Source organism: Pelagibius litoralis (genome assembly GCF_011683915.1).
Taxonomy (GTDB): domain Bacteria; phylum Pseudomonadota; class Alphaproteobacteria; order Kiloniellales; family Kiloniellaceae; genus Pelagibius; species Pelagibius litoralis.
Genome location: NZ_JAAQPH010000036.1, coordinates 1 through 15,594, shown reverse-complemented (window position 1 = coordinate 15,594; position 15,594 = coordinate 1). Strand labels below are relative to the sequence as shown.

The 15,594-nt window shown below is 64.6% G+C and carries 17 protein-coding genes; 15 read left to right on the top strand and 2 right to left on the bottom strand.

Annotated features, from left to right (window positions below; translation table 11 throughout):
• Positions 1–596: 596 nt before the first annotated feature.
• Together HBA54_RS26955 and HBA54_RS26950 are read left to right on the top strand one after the other, a co-directional pair.
• Positions 597–1,220: a hypothetical protein gene (locus tag HBA54_RS26955; protein ID WP_167231246.1), complete on the top strand. Its 624-nt coding sequence runs from the start codon at positions 597–599 to the stop codon at positions 1,218–1,220.
• Positions 1,217–2,665 (top strand): S1 family peptidase, encoded by a 1,449-nt coding sequence (locus HBA54_RS26950; protein WP_167231243.1) that lies wholly within the window; start codon positions 1,217–1,219, stop codon positions 2,663–2,665. The genes HBA54_RS26955 and HBA54_RS26950 overlap by 4 nt, the downstream gene beginning before the upstream one ends.
• A gap of 4 nt (positions 2,666–2,669) precedes the next feature.
• Here HBA54_RS26950 and HBA54_RS26945 read toward each other — a convergent pair whose 3' ends face one another.
• Both HBA54_RS26945 and HBA54_RS26940 read right to left on the bottom strand, forming a co-directional pair.
• Positions 2,670–3,713, bottom strand: coding sequence for a sensor histidine kinase (locus tag HBA54_RS26945; protein ID WP_167231240.1), 1,044 nt, complete (start codon positions 3,711–3,713; stop codon positions 2,670–2,672).
• Positions 3,710–4,552, bottom strand: coding sequence for a response regulator (locus HBA54_RS26940; RefSeq protein WP_322096134.1), 843 nt, complete (start codon positions 4,550–4,552; stop codon positions 3,710–3,712). Before HBA54_RS26940 ends, HBA54_RS26945 begins: the two co-directional genes overlap by 4 nt.
• A gap of 307 nt (positions 4,553–4,859) precedes the next feature.
• Here HBA54_RS26940 and ccmA point away from each other — a divergent pair, with 307 nt between their 5' ends.
• The 13 genes from ccmA to HBA54_RS26875 all read left to right on the top strand — a co-directional run bounded on the left by ccmA (position 4,860) and on the right by HBA54_RS26875 (position 15,402).
• Positions 4,860–5,501: a heme ABC exporter ATP-binding protein CcmA gene (gene ccmA, locus HBA54_RS26935; RefSeq protein ID WP_240932939.1), complete on the top strand. Its 642-nt coding sequence runs from the start codon at positions 4,860–4,862 to the stop codon at positions 5,499–5,501.
• The gene (gene ccmB / locus HBA54_RS26930) at positions 5,498–6,163 is read left to right on the top strand and encodes a heme exporter protein CcmB (protein WP_167231234.1); all 666 of its coding nucleotides are present in this window, start codon (positions 5,498–5,500) and stop codon (positions 6,161–6,163) included. The genes ccmA and ccmB overlap by 4 nt, the downstream gene beginning before the upstream one ends.
• 78 nt (positions 6,164–6,241) lie before the next feature.
• The gene (locus tag HBA54_RS26925) at positions 6,242–6,964 is read left to right on the top strand and encodes a heme ABC transporter permease (RefSeq protein WP_167231231.1); all 723 of its coding nucleotides are present in this window, start codon (positions 6,242–6,244) and stop codon (positions 6,962–6,964) included.
• A 180-nt stretch (positions 6,965–7,144) separates the two neighbouring features.
• Positions 7,145–7,363 (top strand): heme exporter protein CcmD, encoded by a 219-nt coding sequence (ccmD, locus tag HBA54_RS26920; RefSeq protein ID WP_167231228.1) that lies wholly within the window; start codon positions 7,145–7,147, stop codon positions 7,361–7,363.
• Positions 7,360–7,827, top strand: coding sequence for a cytochrome c maturation protein CcmE (ccmE, locus tag HBA54_RS26915; protein ID WP_167231225.1), 468 nt, complete (start codon positions 7,360–7,362; stop codon positions 7,825–7,827). The genes ccmD and ccmE overlap by 4 nt, the downstream gene beginning before the upstream one ends.
• Positions 7,824–9,824, top strand: a complete 2,001-nt coding sequence (locus tag HBA54_RS26910; RefSeq protein WP_167231222.1) for a heme lyase CcmF/NrfE family subunit — start codon at positions 7,824–7,826, stop codon at positions 9,822–9,824. Before ccmE ends, HBA54_RS26910 begins: the two co-directional genes overlap by 4 nt.
• 8 nt (positions 9,825–9,832) lie before the next feature.
• Positions 9,833–10,375 (top strand): DsbE family thiol:disulfide interchange protein, encoded by a 543-nt coding sequence (locus HBA54_RS26905; RefSeq protein ID WP_167231219.1) that lies wholly within the window; start codon positions 9,833–9,835, stop codon positions 10,373–10,375.
• Entirely contained in the window at positions 10,372–10,911 is a 540-nt protein-coding gene (locus HBA54_RS26900) for a cytochrome c-type biogenesis protein (RefSeq protein WP_167231216.1), read from the top strand. The genes HBA54_RS26905 and HBA54_RS26900 overlap by 4 nt, the downstream gene beginning before the upstream one ends.
• On the top strand, positions 10,908–12,092 hold the full coding sequence (gene ccmI, locus HBA54_RS26895; RefSeq protein WP_167231213.1) for a c-type cytochrome biogenesis protein CcmI: 1,185 nt from the start codon (positions 10,908–10,910) through the stop codon (positions 12,090–12,092). The genes HBA54_RS26900 and ccmI overlap by 4 nt, the downstream gene beginning before the upstream one ends.
• A 168-nt stretch (positions 12,093–12,260) precedes the next feature.
• Positions 12,261–13,043 (top strand): ABC transporter ATP-binding protein, encoded by a 783-nt coding sequence (locus HBA54_RS26890; protein ID WP_167231210.1) that lies wholly within the window; start codon positions 12,261–12,263, stop codon positions 13,041–13,043.
• A gap of 58 nt (positions 13,044–13,101) precedes the next feature.
• A complete protein-coding gene (locus tag HBA54_RS26885) occupies positions 13,102–13,881 on the top strand; it encodes an ABC transporter substrate-binding protein (protein ID WP_167231207.1) in 780 nt (259 codons plus the stop codon).
• Between the two features lie 97 nt (positions 13,882–13,978).
• Positions 13,979–14,674 (top strand): ABC transporter permease, encoded by a 696-nt coding sequence (locus tag HBA54_RS26880; RefSeq protein WP_167231204.1) that lies wholly within the window; start codon positions 13,979–13,981, stop codon positions 14,672–14,674.
• A gap of 2 nt (positions 14,675–14,676) precedes the next feature.
• Positions 14,677–15,402 carry an ABC transporter permease gene (locus tag HBA54_RS26875; RefSeq protein ID WP_167231201.1) on the top strand — a complete coding sequence of 242 codons (726 nt, stop codon included), beginning with the start codon at positions 14,677–14,679 and terminating at the stop codon, positions 15,400–15,402.
• The last annotated feature ends 192 nt before the right edge of the window (positions 15,403–15,594 follow it).

Here is a 15,594-nt window from a genome sequence, read left to right as displayed (position 1 = left end):
GCTTGTCGCTGCCATGGACCCCGGATCAAGTCCGGGGTGACGTGCGGGAAGCGGGGCCGTCGATGCGATGTGATCGAGGTCTGTGCAAACGACGGCGACCATAGGCCTGCCTGGGTTGACTTCACATCCGGCCGACTCAAGAAAGAAATCATAATCTCGCCCCATTTGCGGCCAGATCAAACCGCAATCGCTGCCTAACTTCATAGCCACGGAGACTTCCCCTCTCTGTCGAGGAGGCCAGCGATCCTCGAGATTATTGCCCCTTAAACGCTGGCAACTACGGGGGCGGCCATGTGCCCCGACCAAGCGTGGCCGCCCCAAATTTTCCGAAAGCTCCACTTACGGGCGGTCGCGTACCCCAGGTCTAATGGGGCCCCAAGCCAAGCGGGACCGCCCGCTTTTCTTTCCAGAAAATTGAAATTCGCGCGTTGTGCCGCCCTCAAAAGCTGCAGGGCTACCCCTTTTGCTCGGCATCTTATCGTAAGCGCCATTGACGCTTTCACTAGATGGCGGCGAGAATTGCGGTATCTGCCTGTTGGGGCATTTCAACCAAGCCGTTGTCTGCGGTCATGTGGTCTGCGGCCATGGGGGGTGGCATGGCAATGTTCGCGGCGGCCTGCTCGCTGGGTCTTCTAACGGGGCTGCTTATCGGGCTTTCAACGTCCGGGGTTACCGGTTCCGTCGTTTCCGCTGTTTTGGCGATGGCCGCCGGCGTGGTCGCCCTGACCGGGGTGAAGAACCCCTTTCTGCCCAAGGGCGAGAGCGCGGCGCAGCGCACGCCCGGCCACAACTGGGCGGTCACCGCCTTTGCCCTGATGACCATCGTCGGCCTGGGCAGCGGCCTCTGGGCGCGGACCCACGATCTTCTGTCACCGACGCCGCGGGAGATTGCCGCCCGGTGGCAGGCCATCGGCCTTGCCCCGGAGGTGGCGCGGCGCATCGCGGTGTCGCAGTTGAGCGGCCTCAGCCTCACCGCTGATGGCGGGCTGAAGTCCGAATCGCCCGAGCTCGCCCGCAAGACCGCCAGCGTGCTGTTCTCCGACGATGCCGGTGAAGCCTGCCAAAGAACCGATCCGTCGCGGGCCCCCGATGCCGCGGAGGCGCGCAACGCCTGGTCCCTGGCCCCAGCCCCCTGGCCCGCCCTGGCCGCGACCCTGTCGGCGGCGCCCAGGCAAACCCTTCAGGTCGTCTGGTCCGGTCTCTGTGAGGAACAGCGATGACAAGAGCCATAGCAACGATGATCCTTGCCGGCGCCTTTCTTGGCGTCGGGGCCCTGCCATCCTGGTCGAAGCCGTCGGCCGACATCGTGCGTGCCGCCGCGACCTCCGTTGTGCGGGTGACGGCGGAGGGTTGTCCGGGCGCGCAAGGCTCGCGGGTCGGCTCCGGCTTCGTCTGGCCCGATCCCACGACGGTCGTTACCGCCCTGCATGTGGTGGCGGACTGTCAGACTCTCACGGTCGACTACGTCGAAGCGGGGGTGCAGCGCCGGGCGCAGGCAACCAAGTCCCTGCGGCGTGCCGATCTGGCGCTGCTCACGGTCGACGACCCGCCGGCCGTGCGGGCGCTGTCAGCCACGGCGACGGCAGCGGAGCAGGAGGAACTGGCCGCCATCGGCCTGCCGCTCAACGTGCGCAACTGGCAGGAAACCTACGGATCGCGCGCCCTCAACGTGAAGAAGCTGAGCGATATCCTGAACGATACGGCCCGTCGCCAGATCGAAAGTCTGGGTGCCCCGGCCATCGAACTGGAGATCTTTCGCCTGACCGCGGTGGTGAAGCCCGGCTCTTCGGGCGGCCCGGTCATCAACGCCAGGGGGGCGGTGGTGGGCGTGGTCGACGGCGGCCTGGACGGCGGTGCTTCCTCGCTCAACTGGGCGGTTCCCGCGCACCTTCTTCAGGAACTGGTGGCGAGCAGCACCAACGATGCCAACGTCGGCCTCGGCCCGGCCGCCGAAACGGTCTTCGCCTTTTCGGTGCCGGAGACCGCGCAGGCGGCGGCGGAGGTGAACCGGGACATGGCCTGTGGCGGGCGCAGCTATTTCCATCTGGCGACGCGCAGCCTCGACGAAATCGTCGATTCCATGCAGACGCCGGGCACGCTCGACGATCCCCAGGGTTTCGTCCAGGTCGTTGCCGCCCTGGCCGCCGTGGTGCCGGAGAACGATCTCGCGGCGCTGCGCTTCGATCTCTTTGTGGATTCAGAGACCGGTGCGACGGTGGCGGTGCCGGAGACCATGCCGCTCAGCGACGGCGACGGTTTTTGTGCCGCTGAATCGGAGGAGGGCGACATCGCCCTGATCTTTCAGGGTCTGGTCTTCAACCCGGCTGTCACGAATGTCGATTTCGTCTCGAACCAGTTCGTCTTCGATGTCAGCCAGGGGCTCGGTTTTACCAACTGCCAGGCCGATCCGAGCTTTTCGCAGATGACGCCGCATGCCCGCGTCGACGGTCTGCTGGCGCGGCGTTTCGCGGCCCTCTGCCATCACCTTCCCAGCGGCGAACAGGCCTACAACTTCGTTGCCCATCTCGGGCGGTTGAATTCCTATCTCGGGATCGTGGCCGTCAACGGCGAGTTCTACGACACCGGCGTGGGCGGCGACCCGGATATCACCCGCGACTGGGCCGCTGCGGCCCTGGCGGTGATCATCTCTACCTATCAGATTTGATGCGCTATCCCGCCGCGGCCTGCGGCAGGGCTTCTTCTTCGGACGTCTCCGAGGGCGCTTGTGTAGCCGGCTGCGCGACGATCCGATAGGCGGGCAGGCGCAGGGTGACCGTGGTGCCCTCGTCCAACTCGCTTTGCAGATCCAGGGTGCCGCCGTGCAGTTCGACCAGTGCCTTGGCAAGCGGCAGACCGAGGCCGGTGCCCTGTGGTTTGCAGTCGTTTTCGACCTGACCGAAAACCGAGAGCGCAAGGGGGATGTCCGCGCGGGCGATACCGACGCCGTTGTCGATGGCCTGGAAGACGATACCGCTGCCCTCGGTGGCCCAGCAGCGCAGGCTGACCCGGCCGTCCCGGGGGGTGAACTTCACCGCGTTCGACAACAGGTTGACGAGGACTTGGGTCAGCCGCCGCTTGTCGGCCCTGATCGCCGGCAGGCTCTCGGGATAGTCGAAGGTCAGGGTCACCCCGGCCTCCTCGGCGAGGCCTTCGACAATCATGCGGACGCCGTCGAACAGCAGATCGGCGGGGATATCCTGCTCCCGCAGGGTCTCGCGGCCGGACTCGACTTTTGAAAGATCGAGAATGTCGTTGACGATGTCCAGAACGTGGCGGCCCGATTCCCGGATGTCGGTGGCGTAGTGGCAGTATTTTTCATTGCCGATGGGCCCCATGGCCTGCTGCTCGATCATCTCGGCAAATCCGATGATGGCGCTGAGCGGTGTGCGCAGTTCGTGGCTCATCATGGTGAGGAAGGTCGATTTGGCCTGATTGGCGCGGTCCGCGCGGTTGGCTCTGTCGCGGGCCTGGCTGAGACTTTCCAGCGTCTCTTCCATTTCGCTTTCAGCGCCCTCAACCGCCTTCTGTGCCGTCAGGACGCCTTGCTCCGGGGTGTCGCCGGCAGGTGTCTGCCGGACTGCCAGGTCGCGGATCTGGCGGGCCTGGCGCAGCGAGAGCACCAACTGGGCGGCGACGAGCAGCGCAAGCACCGCAAGCCCGCCGCCGAGCAGCGCGATCCAGGCCTGCGGCAATTCCATAGGCAACTGCGTCACGAGGAGGCTGCCCGGCTGTTCAGGGCTGCCTGCTGTTGTGCAGTCTGTGGCACGCCGATGTCGGCCGCCACGTTCTGCCCGTGCTTCCAGCCTTCCTTGAACTGACTTTGATTGACGATACGCTCGTAGTTGTCGAGCAGCGCGTCGATTTCCTTGCGGTCGACGAAGTCGGTTCGATAGACAAGATTGCGCAGCAGGCGACTGAAGCGTCCGTCCCGCGCCGGGTCATGCTTCACATAGGAGTTGAGCAGTCCCACCAGATAGCCAAAGCGATAGAACGTCTCGTCCTTCTCGCTGAAGGCCTCGTTGGTTGCCTTGATGAAGGTCGCGATCAGATCGAGGGTGGCGTTCTCGCCGGCAATTTCGTCGGCGGCCTTCGCGGTGTTGAGGCTGGCATCCTCGGCCGATAAAGACTTCAGTTCCTTGATCGCTTTCTTGCGGCGCTCGGTACCGTCATCCGACGACCCTTTGCGCGCCCAATACTGAACCCGTTCGACGATTTCGGCCATCGGCGCCGACTTGACGAGATAGTCGTCGCCGCCGGCATTGAGACATTCGAGAATGGTGTCCGGGCTGTCCAGGGCGGTCAGGAACAGAATAGGGCAGGGCCGCAGTCCCTGCATCTTGCGAATCCTGGCGCAGGTCTCGATACCGTCCATGCGCGGCATCATGACGTCGAGGATAATCAACTGCGGATTGACGATCTTGTGGAGCAGGCTGATGGCCTTCTCGCCGTCGCTGGCATGCATGACCTTGAAACCGGCGGCCTGGAACATCTCCGAATAGAGATGCCGCAGTTTATCGTTGTCTTCGGCGATGATAATGGGTCTTACAGACACTCAGACTGCCCCGTTTACAATGGCTTCTGCGCTGGGTTTCAGCGTTGGCAATCTGCCCGAACAGGATTAATAATCAGTTTCGCCTAGTTATTTTGCCTAGGATCGAATTCAGGGTCGGTGGCGCTCTGTTGTGCGGGGGCGGCGATCTGCTATACCGGCCGCTACTCTCTCCCTAGAGCAGACCCTGGTCGATGGATCGACCAGGGTCTGCTCTAACTGTTTGATTTCGATCGGATTCACATGTTTAGTCGCAACCACACAGTGGTTCCGTCTAAACATGATCCGATCTAAGGCTCGATTCCGCGACATGGCGCTCTTTGAAGCACGTAATCTGGATTGCCGGCGCGGCGGCCGGGATGTCTTCGCAGGGCTGTCGTTCTCCCTGCCAGCCGGCGGTGCGCTGCTTCTGACCGGGGCCAACGGGACCGGAAAGTCGAGCCTGCTGCGGCTTTTGGCCGGGTTGCTGCGCCCTGTCGGCGGCGCGATCCTTTGGGACGGGCAGCCGATTGACGCGGAGCCCGGCGACCATGCCGCGCGGCTCCATTACCTCGGCCATCTGGACGCGGTGAAGCCGGTGCTCAGCGCCAAGGAGAATCTGCGCTTCTGGGCCGCCTTGCGGGGCCGGGCCGCCAGTATCGAGCCGGCGCTCGACCACTTTGCTCTCTCCGCCCTGGCCGATATCCCCGGACGGCTGCTTTCCGCCGGTCAACACCGCCGCCTTGCCCTGGCGCGGCTGCTGGCCAGCCCGGCGGAGCTCTGGCTGCTGGATGAGCCCTCGGTCGGCCTCGATCATGCCTCGGTCGGCAAGCTGGCCGAGGCCATTGCAAAGCACCGGGCCGGGGGCGGCCGGGTCGTGGTCGCCACCCACATGGCCCTGGATATGCCGGGGGCCGAACCCCTGTCGCTGGACGCCCTGGCGCCGCCGCCGCTGCCGGAGATGGTTTGGTGAGCGGCCTTGTCCTGATCGTCGGGCGCGACCTGCGCCTCGCCCTGCGCCAGTCCGCCGATGCCTGGCTGGCGGTGCTGTTTTTCGTTCTCACCGGCGCGCTCTTTCCCTTCGGCATCGGGCCGGAGCCCAGCCTGCTGAAACTCATCGCCCCGGGGGTGATCTGGGTGGTGGCATTGCTGGCGGTGCTGTTGTCGCTGGAACGTCTCTTCCTGGCCGACTACGAAGACGGCAGCCTGGAACAACTGCTGCTCTCGCCGCTGCCGCTGGAACTGGCGATCCTCGGCAAGGTGTTGGCCCACTGGCTGACCACCGGCCTGCCGCTGATTGCCGCCGCGCCGCTGCTGGCGGTGCTGTTCAACATGGATATGGCGGGCCTGGGGGTCCTTTTACTGGCCATGCTGCTGGGCACCCCGATCCTCAGCCTGATCGGCGCCATCGGGGCGGCGCTGACCCTGGGCGCAAGGCGCGGCGGGGTGCTGATCCCCCTGCTGGTCCTGCCGCTTTACATTCCCGCGCTGATTTTCGGGGTCGGGGCAACGGATGCCGCCCTGGCCGGCCTGTCGGCCCGGCCCGACTTGATGCTGCTGGCGGCGCTTTTGCTGGTTATGCTGGTGATAACACCGCTGGCCGGTGCTGCGGCCCTGCGCCAGGCGCTGGAGTAGCTCTGGGCGGCGGGCTATGGCGAGGCTGGAATGATCTTCGTCAAGGCACTACCTATGGAGAAAGACTAGGACAGGGACATGCACCGTTTCGCCAATCCGGCCCGATTTACGCGCATCGCCGACCGCGTGCTGCCTTTTGTGGCGGTCGCGGCCCTGGCATCGCTTGGAATCGGCTTCTATCTCGCGCTTTTCGTGGCCCCGGGCGACTACCAGCAGGGCGAAAGCGTGCGGATCATGTATGTCCACGTGCCCTCGGCCTGGATGGCGATGTTCATCTATGTCGCCATCGCCGTGGCCAGCGCCGTGGCCCTGGTCTGGCGCCACCCGCTGGCCGATCTGGCGGCCAAGGCCTCGGCGCCCATCGGGGCCGGTTTCGCCTTCCTGACCCTGGCCACCGGCTCCCTCTGGGGGCGGCCCATGTGGGGCACCTGGTGGGAATGGGACGGGCGGCTTACCTCCATGCTGATCCTGTTTTTCCTCTACCTCGGCCATATCGCGTTGATGCACGCTTTCGAGGACCAGCAGCGCGGCTACCGCGCCGCGGCGGTTCTGGCCCTGGTCGGGGTGATCAACATTCCGATCATCAAGTTCTCGGTGGACTGGTGGTCGACGCTGCATCAGCCGGCTTCGGTGCTGCGTCTGGACGGCCCGACGATCCATGCCTCGATGCTCTGGCCGCTGCTGATCACCGCCCTGGGCTTCAAGCTTTACTATCTGGTGCTGGTCCTGTTGCGGATCAAAAGCGAGTTGATCGCGGCCCGTCTGCGGGCCCTGGACCTGGCGAAACTGTCGGCAACCTGAGGATTACCGGATGGGGATTGCGGGGTTTTCTGGCGTGACGCTGCGCTCTTCGGTCGCACTCACGCAAATGTAACTGACGCAGGCGGGCGGAAACCTTAGATTTGCCGGCAAGAGACGACCAAAGCAAAAAAACCCGGCAACGCATGACCGGGCCCATGGCAAACGGCCATTGGAAGAAGGATGACGGAGATCGCAGCGTTTTTTGATATGGGTGGTTATGCAGCCTTCGTCTGGCCCTCGCTCGGCCTGACGCTGGTGATCATGCTCGGCCTGCTGCTGCAGACCCTGCGCCAGCTCCGGGTACGCCAGCGCCGCCTGGCCGATCTGGAGGCCCAGGGCGCTCAGCGTTTCCGCCGCCAGCCCGGCGCCCAGACCAGCACGACGGGTCGGCAGTCATGACCCGCAAGCGCCGCCGGCTCTACATACTCTCGGCCGCTCTGCTGATTTTCGGCGGTGCGGCGGCTTTGGTGCTCACCGCCCTGGACGAGAACCTGGACCATTTCAGAAGTCCGACCCAACTGATCGCCGAACCGCCGGCGCCGGAGCGCGGCATCCGCCTGGGCGGTCTGGTCGAGGAAGGTACGGTGGAGCGTTCCGTCGACGGCCTTTCGGTGACCTTCCGGGTAACCGATCTCGCCGAGTCGGTTGCGGTCAGCTACACCGGGATTCTGCCGGATCTGTTTCGTGAAGGGCAGGGTGTGGTGACCACCGGCAGCCTGCTGCCCGACGGCACCTTTGCCGCGCGCGAAGTGCTGGCCAAGCATGACGAAACCTATATGCCGCGTGAGGTGGTCGACGCCCTGAAGGCCTCCGGACAATGGCGTGACGACGAAACGGGCCACAGCGAAAGCCTTACACAATGATCGCCGAACTCGGACACTTCGCCCTCATCCTGGCGCTTCTGGCAGCGGTCGTACAGGGCAGCCTGCCGATGATCGGCGCGGCGCGCGGCAACGCCGCCTGGATGGCCGTGGCCCAGCCGGCGGCCGTCCTGCAGGTGGTTTTGGTGGCGCTGTCTTTCGCGGCGCTGACCTACGTCTACGTGGTCTCCGACTTCACGGTGATCAACGTGGTCGAAAACTCCCACTCCGCCAAGCCGATGCTCTACAAGGTGACCGGCGTCTGGGGTAACCATGAGGGCTCCATGATCTTGTGGATCCTGATCCTGGCGCTTTTCGGCTCCATGGTGGCGCTCTTCGGCAGCAACCTGCCGCCCAGCCTGCGCGCGCGGGTGCTGGGGGTGCAGGCCTGGATCGGCATCGGCTTCCTGCTGTTCACCCTGCTGACCTCCAATCCCTTTCTGCGGGTTTTCCCGGCGCCGCCGGACGGGCGTGACCTGAACCCGCTGCTGCAGGACCCGGGCCTCGCCTTTCACCCGCCCCTGCTCTATGCCGGCTACGTCGGCTTCTCGATGGCGTTTTCCTTTGCCATTGCCGCCTTGATCGAGGGCAAGCTGGATGCCGCCTGGGCGCGCTGGGTTCGGCCCTGGACCCTGCTGGCCTGGGCCTTCCTGACCGCCGGGATCGCGCTGGGGTCCTGGTGGGCCTATTACGAGCTGGGCTGGGGCGGCTGGTGGTTCTGGGACCCGGTGGAAAACGTTTCCTTCATGCCCTGGCTGCTCGGCACGGCGCTGCTGCACTCGGCCATCGTGGTGGAAAAGCGCGACGCCCTGAAGGTCTGGACGGTGCTGCTGGCGATCCTCACCTTCTCGCTCTCGCTGATGGGCACCTTCATCGTCCGCTCCGGGCTGCTGACCTCGGTGCATGCCTTCGCCACCGATCCGGAGCGCGGCTTTTTCATCCTCGTCCTGCTGCTCATCACCATCGGCGGCTCACTGATGCTCTTTGCCCTGCGCGCGCCGGTGCTGAAACCCGGCGGCCTCTTCTCCCCGGTCAGCCGTGAGGGTGGCATGGTCATCAACAATCTCCTTCTGGCCGCGGGTTGCGCTACGGTCTTTCTCGGCACGCTCTATCCGCTGTTCCTGGAGGCCGTCGACGGCAGCAAGGTCTCCGTCGGCCCGCCGTTCTTCAACGCCACCTTCGTACCCTTGATGGTGCCGCTGCTCTTTCTCATGGCCTTCGGCCCCCTGATGCCCTGGAAGCGCGCCGATCTGGCCGGTGTCCTCTCTCGGCTGAAGCTGGCCGCCCTGGGCGCGGTCGTCGCGGCCGGCATCACGCTTTACATGGAACAGGGCGGCCCGATCCTGGCCGTGGCCGCCATGGGGCTTGCCGGCTGGTTGTTTGTGGCGAGCCTGGTAGAATGGGGCGACCGCATCAAACTGTTCCGCGTGCCGCTGGGGGACTCCTGGCGCCGCGCACGCAATCTGCCGCGCTCCTCCCACGGCATGACCCTGGCCCATTCCGGCATGGCCATCGCCGCCGCCGGGATGATCGGCGCTTCAGTCTGGAACCTCGAGGAGGTGCGTAACCTGCGCCCCGGCGAAAGCATGGAGGTGGCCGGCTACAGCTATCGCCTGGAGGGTGTCGCGCAGCTGCAGGGGCCGAACTACCTGTCTGACATGGCGACCATCAGCGTCACCCGCGACGGCCTGCCGGTGGCTGTGCTGACACCAGAAAAGCGTCTCTATCCCGTGCAGAACATGCCGACCACCGAGGCCGGCATCCACACCACCTGGGTCTCCGATCTCTATGCGGTGATCGGCGATTCCGACGGCCGGGGCGGTTGGGCCGTCAGGATCTTCCATGAACCCCTGGTGCCCTGGATCTGGCTTGGTTCTCTGGTGATGGTGCTCGGCGGCCTTGTCTCCCTGAGCGACCGGCGCCTGCGCGTCGGTGCACCGAGCCGTCAGGCCAAGGCCAAGGCGGCGCCCGCGGGCGGCCATCCCGCGGCTGCCGAGTAGGGGGCAGGATGACCCAGCGCCTTCTGTTTCTTTTGCCGGTGCTGCTGTTTGTGGTGCTGGCCGGCTACTTCCTCTGGGGGCTCTCGCCGGATCGCGACCCCCAGGCCCTGCCCTCGGCGATGATCGACAATCCGACGCCTGATTTCGACCTGCCGCCGGTGCCGGGCCTCGACCAACCCGGGTTTGCCTCTGCCGACCTTGGCAAGGGTGAGGTGGTGATGGTGAACTTCTTTGCCTCCTGGTGCGTGCCCTGCCGGGCCGAACATCCCTATCTGACCGATCTGGCGGAACAGACCGGCGTGCCGCTTTACGGCATCAATCATCGCGACAAGCCGGAAGCCGCCGCCGCCTGGTTGGCGGAACTGGGCAACCCCTACAGCCGTATCGGCGCCGACGCCGGGCGCGGCGCTGTCGAGTGGGGCGTCTCGGGCGTGCCGGAGACCTTTATCCTGGATGGCGAAGGCCGCATCCGCTACCACCACCGCGGTCCGCTGCTCGGCCCCCTGATCGAACAGGAGGTGGAGCCGATGTTGCGTGCTCTCAGGCAATGAAGGTTTTAGGCATCATTCTGGCGCTTCTTCTGGCGATGCCGGTGGTGGTTTTGGCGGTTCCGGTGGTGGCGCTGGAGCCGGACGAAATCCTCGACGACCCAGTTCTCGAACAGCGCGCGCGCGACCTTTCGAAGGTGATCCGCTGCGTTGTCTGCCAGAACGAATCCATCGACTCCTCCAATGCCGAGATCGCGCGCGAGGTTCGCCTCCTGGTGCGTGAACGCATGGTGGACGGCGATACGGATCAGCAGGTGCTGGATTATCTGGTGGCGCGCTACGGAGACTTCGTCCTGCTGCGCCCGCCGATGAAAGCCTCGACCTATCTGCTCTGGTTCGGCCCGGGGATCGTCCTGGTTCTCGGCATGATCGGGGTGTTCGTCTTCTTTCGCCGGCAGCGCGCCGCGCCTGTTGCGGCGGCACCATTGAGCGCTGAAGAAGAACAACGGCTTTCCCACCTGCTCGGCGAGCCGGAAGAGACAAGGCCGCAAGAGGCCGGGGCCGAAAACGCCGGGAACGGCACGGCAGGCCGCCAATGATATTCTGGCTGCTTGCCGGCACGCTCACGGCATTGGTCGTTGCTGTTCTCCTGACGCCGTTGCTGCGGCGGCCGGAGAATGCCGCCGAGCGCTCGGCCTACGATCAGGCCATCTACCGCGACCAGTTGCTCGAATTGCAGGAAGATCGCCGCCGCGGCCTCTTGAAGGATACCGAAGCCGAGGCGGCCCGGCGCGAGATCGAGCGCCGTCTGCTGCTCTCCGACGCCACGGCGACGGCGTCTGACACAACAGCCAGTCCGGCTGCGCCGGGCGGTGCGGTGCGATGGCTGGCGGTCGGCCTGGTGGTTTTACTTCTGCCCTTGGCGGGCATGGCGATTTATCTCCACTACGGAACACCGGGTCTGCCGGGCCTGTCTTTTGCCGAGCGTCAGGATGGCGGCGGCATCGAAGCGGAAATGCTGGTCGCCCAGCTTGAGCGCCGTCTGGCGGGCAGCCCGGAGGACGCGGAAGGCTGGCTGGTTCTGGCGCGGGTCTATGAGCGCAGCGGGCGCTTCGGCGACGCGGCGGAGGCTTATCGCCGGATCATCGCCCTGGGGCGTGGCGGCGCCGAAGCCCATGCGTCGCTCGGCGAGGTGCTGGTCGCGGCTGCCCAGGGCCAGATCGGCCGCGACGCCCGCCTTGCCTTTGCCGCGGCGATCGAGGCCGACCCCGCCAATCCCCGGGCGCGTTATTACGCCGGGCTGGCGATGGCTCAGGACGGCCGCCTGGAGGAGGCCCTGACCGTGTGGCGCAGCCTGGCGGCCGACGCCCCCGCCGATGCGCCCTGGCGCGCCGTGGTGGAGCAGCAGATCGCCAATGCCGCGCGCAGTCTTGGCCAGGAGGTTCCCCCGGCCGCTGCGCCTGAAATGGGCGGCGGCGAGGGTGCCGCCAGGGGGCCGAGCGGCGCCGATATCGAGGCCATGCAGGCGCTCTCGCCGGAGGAGCGGGCGGCCTTTGTCCGCTCCATGGTTGAGGGTCTGGCGGCACGTCTTGAAGAGCAACCCGACGACCCGGACGGCTGGTTGCGTCTGGCACGCTCCTATGCCGTTTTGGGCAATGGCGAGGCGGCGGGAGAGGCCCTGGCCCGGGCGGCGCCTCTGATCGAGGCCCTGCCCGCAGAGGCCCCGCAGCGCGGCGCCTTGCAGCAGCGCCTGGAGGCCTTACGGGACGCTATTCCCTAACGTTTTCAAGGGAATCGGGAGACTCATCCCAGGTTGTATAAGGCCAAGCTTGGCAAGGTTTTGCTTGGCATCCCCCACCCGCCTGCCGTACCGTCGAAAACAAAGCGTCATAAAAGAGGCGCGGCAGACAGGGAGCGTGACAGAGTGGCATTGGCGCAGACGGGGAGCATGCCCGCCGCCGCTCCGGCGGCATTGGTGGCTGAGGGCATCCACAAGTCGTTTGGCGACTTGGAGGTTCTCAAAGGCGTATCGCTCACCGCGAAAGAAGGCGACGTCATCGCCATGCTGGGGTCCAGCGGCTCCGGCAAAAGCACCTTCCTGCGCTGCGTCAATATGCTTGAAAACCCGAATGCCGGACGCATTTCCGTGGGCGGTGAGACCCTGCGTCTGGTGCCGGGCAAGCATGGTGAAGGTCTGGTGGCCGAGGACAAGGAACAGCTTCGGCGGGTCCGCTCGCGCCTTGCCATGGTGTTTCAGAGCTTCAATCTCTGGTCCCATATGACCGTACTGGAAAACGTCGTCGAGGCGCCGATCCACGTACTGAAGCGTCCGAAGGCGGAGGCCGTCGCCTATGGTGAGGAGATCCTGCAGCGCGTCGGTCTCTACGATCGCAAGGACTACTACCCGGCCCATCTATCCGGCGGCCAGCAGCAGCGTGTCGCCATCGCCAGGGCGCTGGCCATGGACCCCTCGGTGATGCTGTTCGACGAACCGACCTCGGCGCTCGATCCCGAGCTGGTGGGCGAGGTGCTGCGGGTCATGCGCAGCCTGGCCGAAGAAGGGCGCACCATGATCGTCGTGACCCACGAGATGGGCTTCGCCAAAGAGGTCTCGACCGAGACCATTTTTCTGCACGAAGGCCGCATCGAAGAGGCCGGTTCGCCTCAGGAGGTCTTCAACAATCCGTGCTCCGAGCGCTTTCGCCAGTTTCTCGAAGGAAACCTGAAATGACGGCTTCCTTCACGCATCACAAGACGTACAAACAGAAAATCTCTAATGGAGGCAAGTTGTGAAAAAACTCATCTCGGCGGTCTTCGTCGCCGCGCTCGCTATGGGTGCCGTGCAGGCCGACGCCAAGGATTGGAAGAAGGTCCGTATCGGTGTGGAGGGCGCCTACCCGCCGTTCAGCGAGGTCACGCCCGACGGCAAGCTGATCGGTTTCGATATCGATATCGCCAACGCGCTCTGCGACCAGATGAAGGTTGAATGCGAGCTGGTGACCCAGGATTGGGACGGCATCATCCCATCCCTGCAGGCGCGCAAGTACGACGCCATCATCGCGTCGATGTCGATCACGCCCGAGCGCAAGGAGAAGGTCGACTTCACCAACAAGTACTACCAGACGCCGGCGAAGTTCGTGCGCAAGCAGGGCTCGGGCATCGAGATCACGAAGGAAAGCCTGAAGGGCAAGGCCGTCGGTGTGCAGCGCGCGACCATCCACGACAACTTCGTCACCGAGGTTTATGGCGAGGCGGTCGAGGTAAAGCGCTACGGCACCCAGGACGAAGCCTATCTGGATATGGTTGCCGGGCGCATCGACCTGCTGCTGGCGGACTCCATTGCGCTGGAGGACGGCTTCCTGAAGACCGACAGCGGCAAGGACTACGAGTTCGTGGGCCCGGACTTTACCGATCCCAAGTACTTCGGTGATGGCGCCGGCATCGCCCTGCGGAAAAATGAAGACGAGCTGCGGGAGATGTTCAACGCGGCCATCGATGCGATCCGCGCCAACGGAACCTACAAGTCGATCCAGGACAAGTACTTCGACTTTAACGTCTACGGCAGCTAAGGCGGCCTTTTGACGATGTGACGAACGCCACCGCCGGACCCTCGGCGGTGGCGTTCGTTGTTTTCTGTACACGGAAAATGCCGACCGAGCGGGTTTTATGGAAGGTTTCGACAAGCTAATCGAATACATGCCGAACCTCATGGAAGGGGCGGTGGTGACGGTGACGGTGGCTTTTGCATCCCTGGCCATCGCGCTGGTGCTCGGGCTTGGTGCGGCGATGATGAAGCTTTCCAAGTCCAGGGCCAGCCGCTCGGTGGCGACGACCTATACGACGGTGATCCGCGGCGTCCCCGATCTGGTGTTGATGCTGCTGATTTTCTTCGGTGGCCAGATCCAGGTGAACAACATCGGCGCCTATTTCGAGTGGGACTACATCGACGTCGATGCCTTCACCGCCGGCGTCCTGACCATCGGCTTCATCTTCGGCGCCTACATGGGCGAAACCTTTCGCGGCGCCATCCTGTCGGTCCCGGTTGGCCTGCTGGAGGCGGGTTATGCCTACGGCATGTCGAAATGGCAGGTCTTCTATCGCATTCTTGTTCCCCAGATGATGCGCCATGCCCTGCCGGGCCTCGGCAACAACTGGCTGGTGCTGATGAAGACCACGGCGCTGGTTTCGATCATCGGTCTGCACGACATCGTGCTGAAGGCGGGACAGGCCGGCGGCTCGACGCGGCTGCCGTTCATCTTCTATCTCTTCGTCGCCTTCGCCTTCCTGGTGTTCACCACGGTCTCCATCTGGCTCCTCAACTGGCTGAACCGGCGCTATAGCGTTGGCGTTAGGCGGGCCTGACCATGGATTTCACGCCCATCTTCGAAAACTACAGCCTCTATCTCGAAGGGTTCTGGACCACCGCGAAGCTGGTTTCCTGGGCGCTGGCCATCGGCCTCTGCCTGGCGGTGCCCCTGGCCATCATGCGCACCTCGCGCAATCCATTGATCAATGGACCGGTCTGGGCCTTCACCTATTTCTTTCGCGGCACGCCGCTGCTGATCCAGATGTTCCTGCTGTATTACGGCCTGGGCCAGCAGCAGTTCATGATCGAGCTGAGCCAGAGCTATGAGTTCCTGAAGGATGCCTACTGGTACGCACTGGCTGCCTTTACGCTGAACACCGCCGCCTACACGACGGAGATCATCCGCGGTGCCATCGAGGGCACGCCCTACGGCGAGATCGAGGCGGCGCGTGCCTGCGGCATGTCAAAGGCCATGACCCTGCGCCGGGTCACCTTGCCCAGCGCCTTCCGGCGTGCTTTGCCAGCCTACTCCAACGAGGTGATCTTCATGCTGCATGGCTCGGCCATCGCCAGCGTCATTACCATCGTCGATCTGCTGGGCGCCGCGCGCATCGTTGCGTCACGTTACTACAACCCCTTTGAGGCCTTCATTGCCGTCGGCTTCTTCTACTTCTGCATCACCTTCGCCCTGATCGGCGGCTTCAAGTGGCTGGAGAACCGCTGGTTCGCCCATCTGCGCCCGCGCGAGCAGGTCGCCGACAAGAAGCGGCATCAGCCGGCCTAGCAGGCTGCTGAAAAAGTCTGACGTATAGGGTTTTGGGCCTTGGTTTGAGGTCAGCCCCCTATGAGGGTGGTTTTGGGTGCTGGTCTATCCCGGGTGATCGGCGCTTTGGTGGAGCGTTGGTCTCATGTTTGGGCCAGGAGCTTTGGTATTCGCACAAGATTGCAGGCGGTGGCGGTGAGGGTGAAGGCCCAG

Excerpts from the sequence above, each read along its gene's own strand:
- HBA54_RS26925 (WP_167231231.1), top strand. The coding sequence starts at position 6,242 with ATGCACCGTTTCGCCAATCCGGCCCGATTTACGCGCATCGCCGACCGC.
- HBA54_RS26950 (WP_167231243.1), top strand. The coding sequence starts at position 1,217 with ATGACAAGAGCCATAGCAACGATGATCCTTGCCGGCGCCTTTCTTGGC.
- HBA54_RS26890 (WP_167231210.1), top strand. The coding sequence starts at position 12,261 with ATGCCCGCCGCCGCTCCGGCGGCATTGGTGGCTGAGGGCATCCACAAG.
- HBA54_RS26905 (WP_167231219.1), top strand. The coding sequence starts at position 9,833 with ATGACCCAGCGCCTTCTGTTTCTTTTGCCGGTGCTGCTGTTTGTGGTG.
- HBA54_RS26900 (WP_167231216.1), top strand. The coding sequence starts at position 10,372 with ATGAAGGTTTTAGGCATCATTCTGGCGCTTCTTCTGGCGATGCCGGTG.
- HBA54_RS26875 (WP_167231201.1), top strand. The coding sequence starts at position 14,677 with ATGGATTTCACGCCCATCTTCGAAAACTACAGCCTCTATCTCGAAGGG.
- ccmD (WP_167231228.1), top strand. The coding sequence starts at position 7,145 with ATGACGGAGATCGCAGCGTTTTTTGATATGGGTGGTTATGCAGCCTTC.
- ccmE (WP_167231225.1), top strand. The coding sequence starts at position 7,360 with ATGACCCGCAAGCGCCGCCGGCTCTACATACTCTCGGCCGCTCTGCTG.
- HBA54_RS26880 (WP_167231204.1), top strand. The coding sequence starts at position 13,979 with ATGGAAGGTTTCGACAAGCTAATCGAATACATGCCGAACCTCATGGAA.
- ccmA (WP_240932939.1), top strand. The coding sequence starts at position 4,860 with ATGGCGCTCTTTGAAGCACGTAATCTGGATTGCCGGCGCGGCGGCCGG.
- HBA54_RS26910 (WP_167231222.1), top strand. The coding sequence starts at position 7,824 with ATGATCGCCGAACTCGGACACTTCGCCCTCATCCTGGCGCTTCTGGCA.
- HBA54_RS26955 (WP_167231246.1), top strand. The coding sequence starts at position 597 with ATGGCAATGTTCGCGGCGGCCTGCTCGCTGGGTCTTCTAACGGGGCTG.
- ccmI (WP_167231213.1), top strand. The coding sequence starts at position 10,908 with ATGATATTCTGGCTGCTTGCCGGCACGCTCACGGCATTGGTCGTTGCT.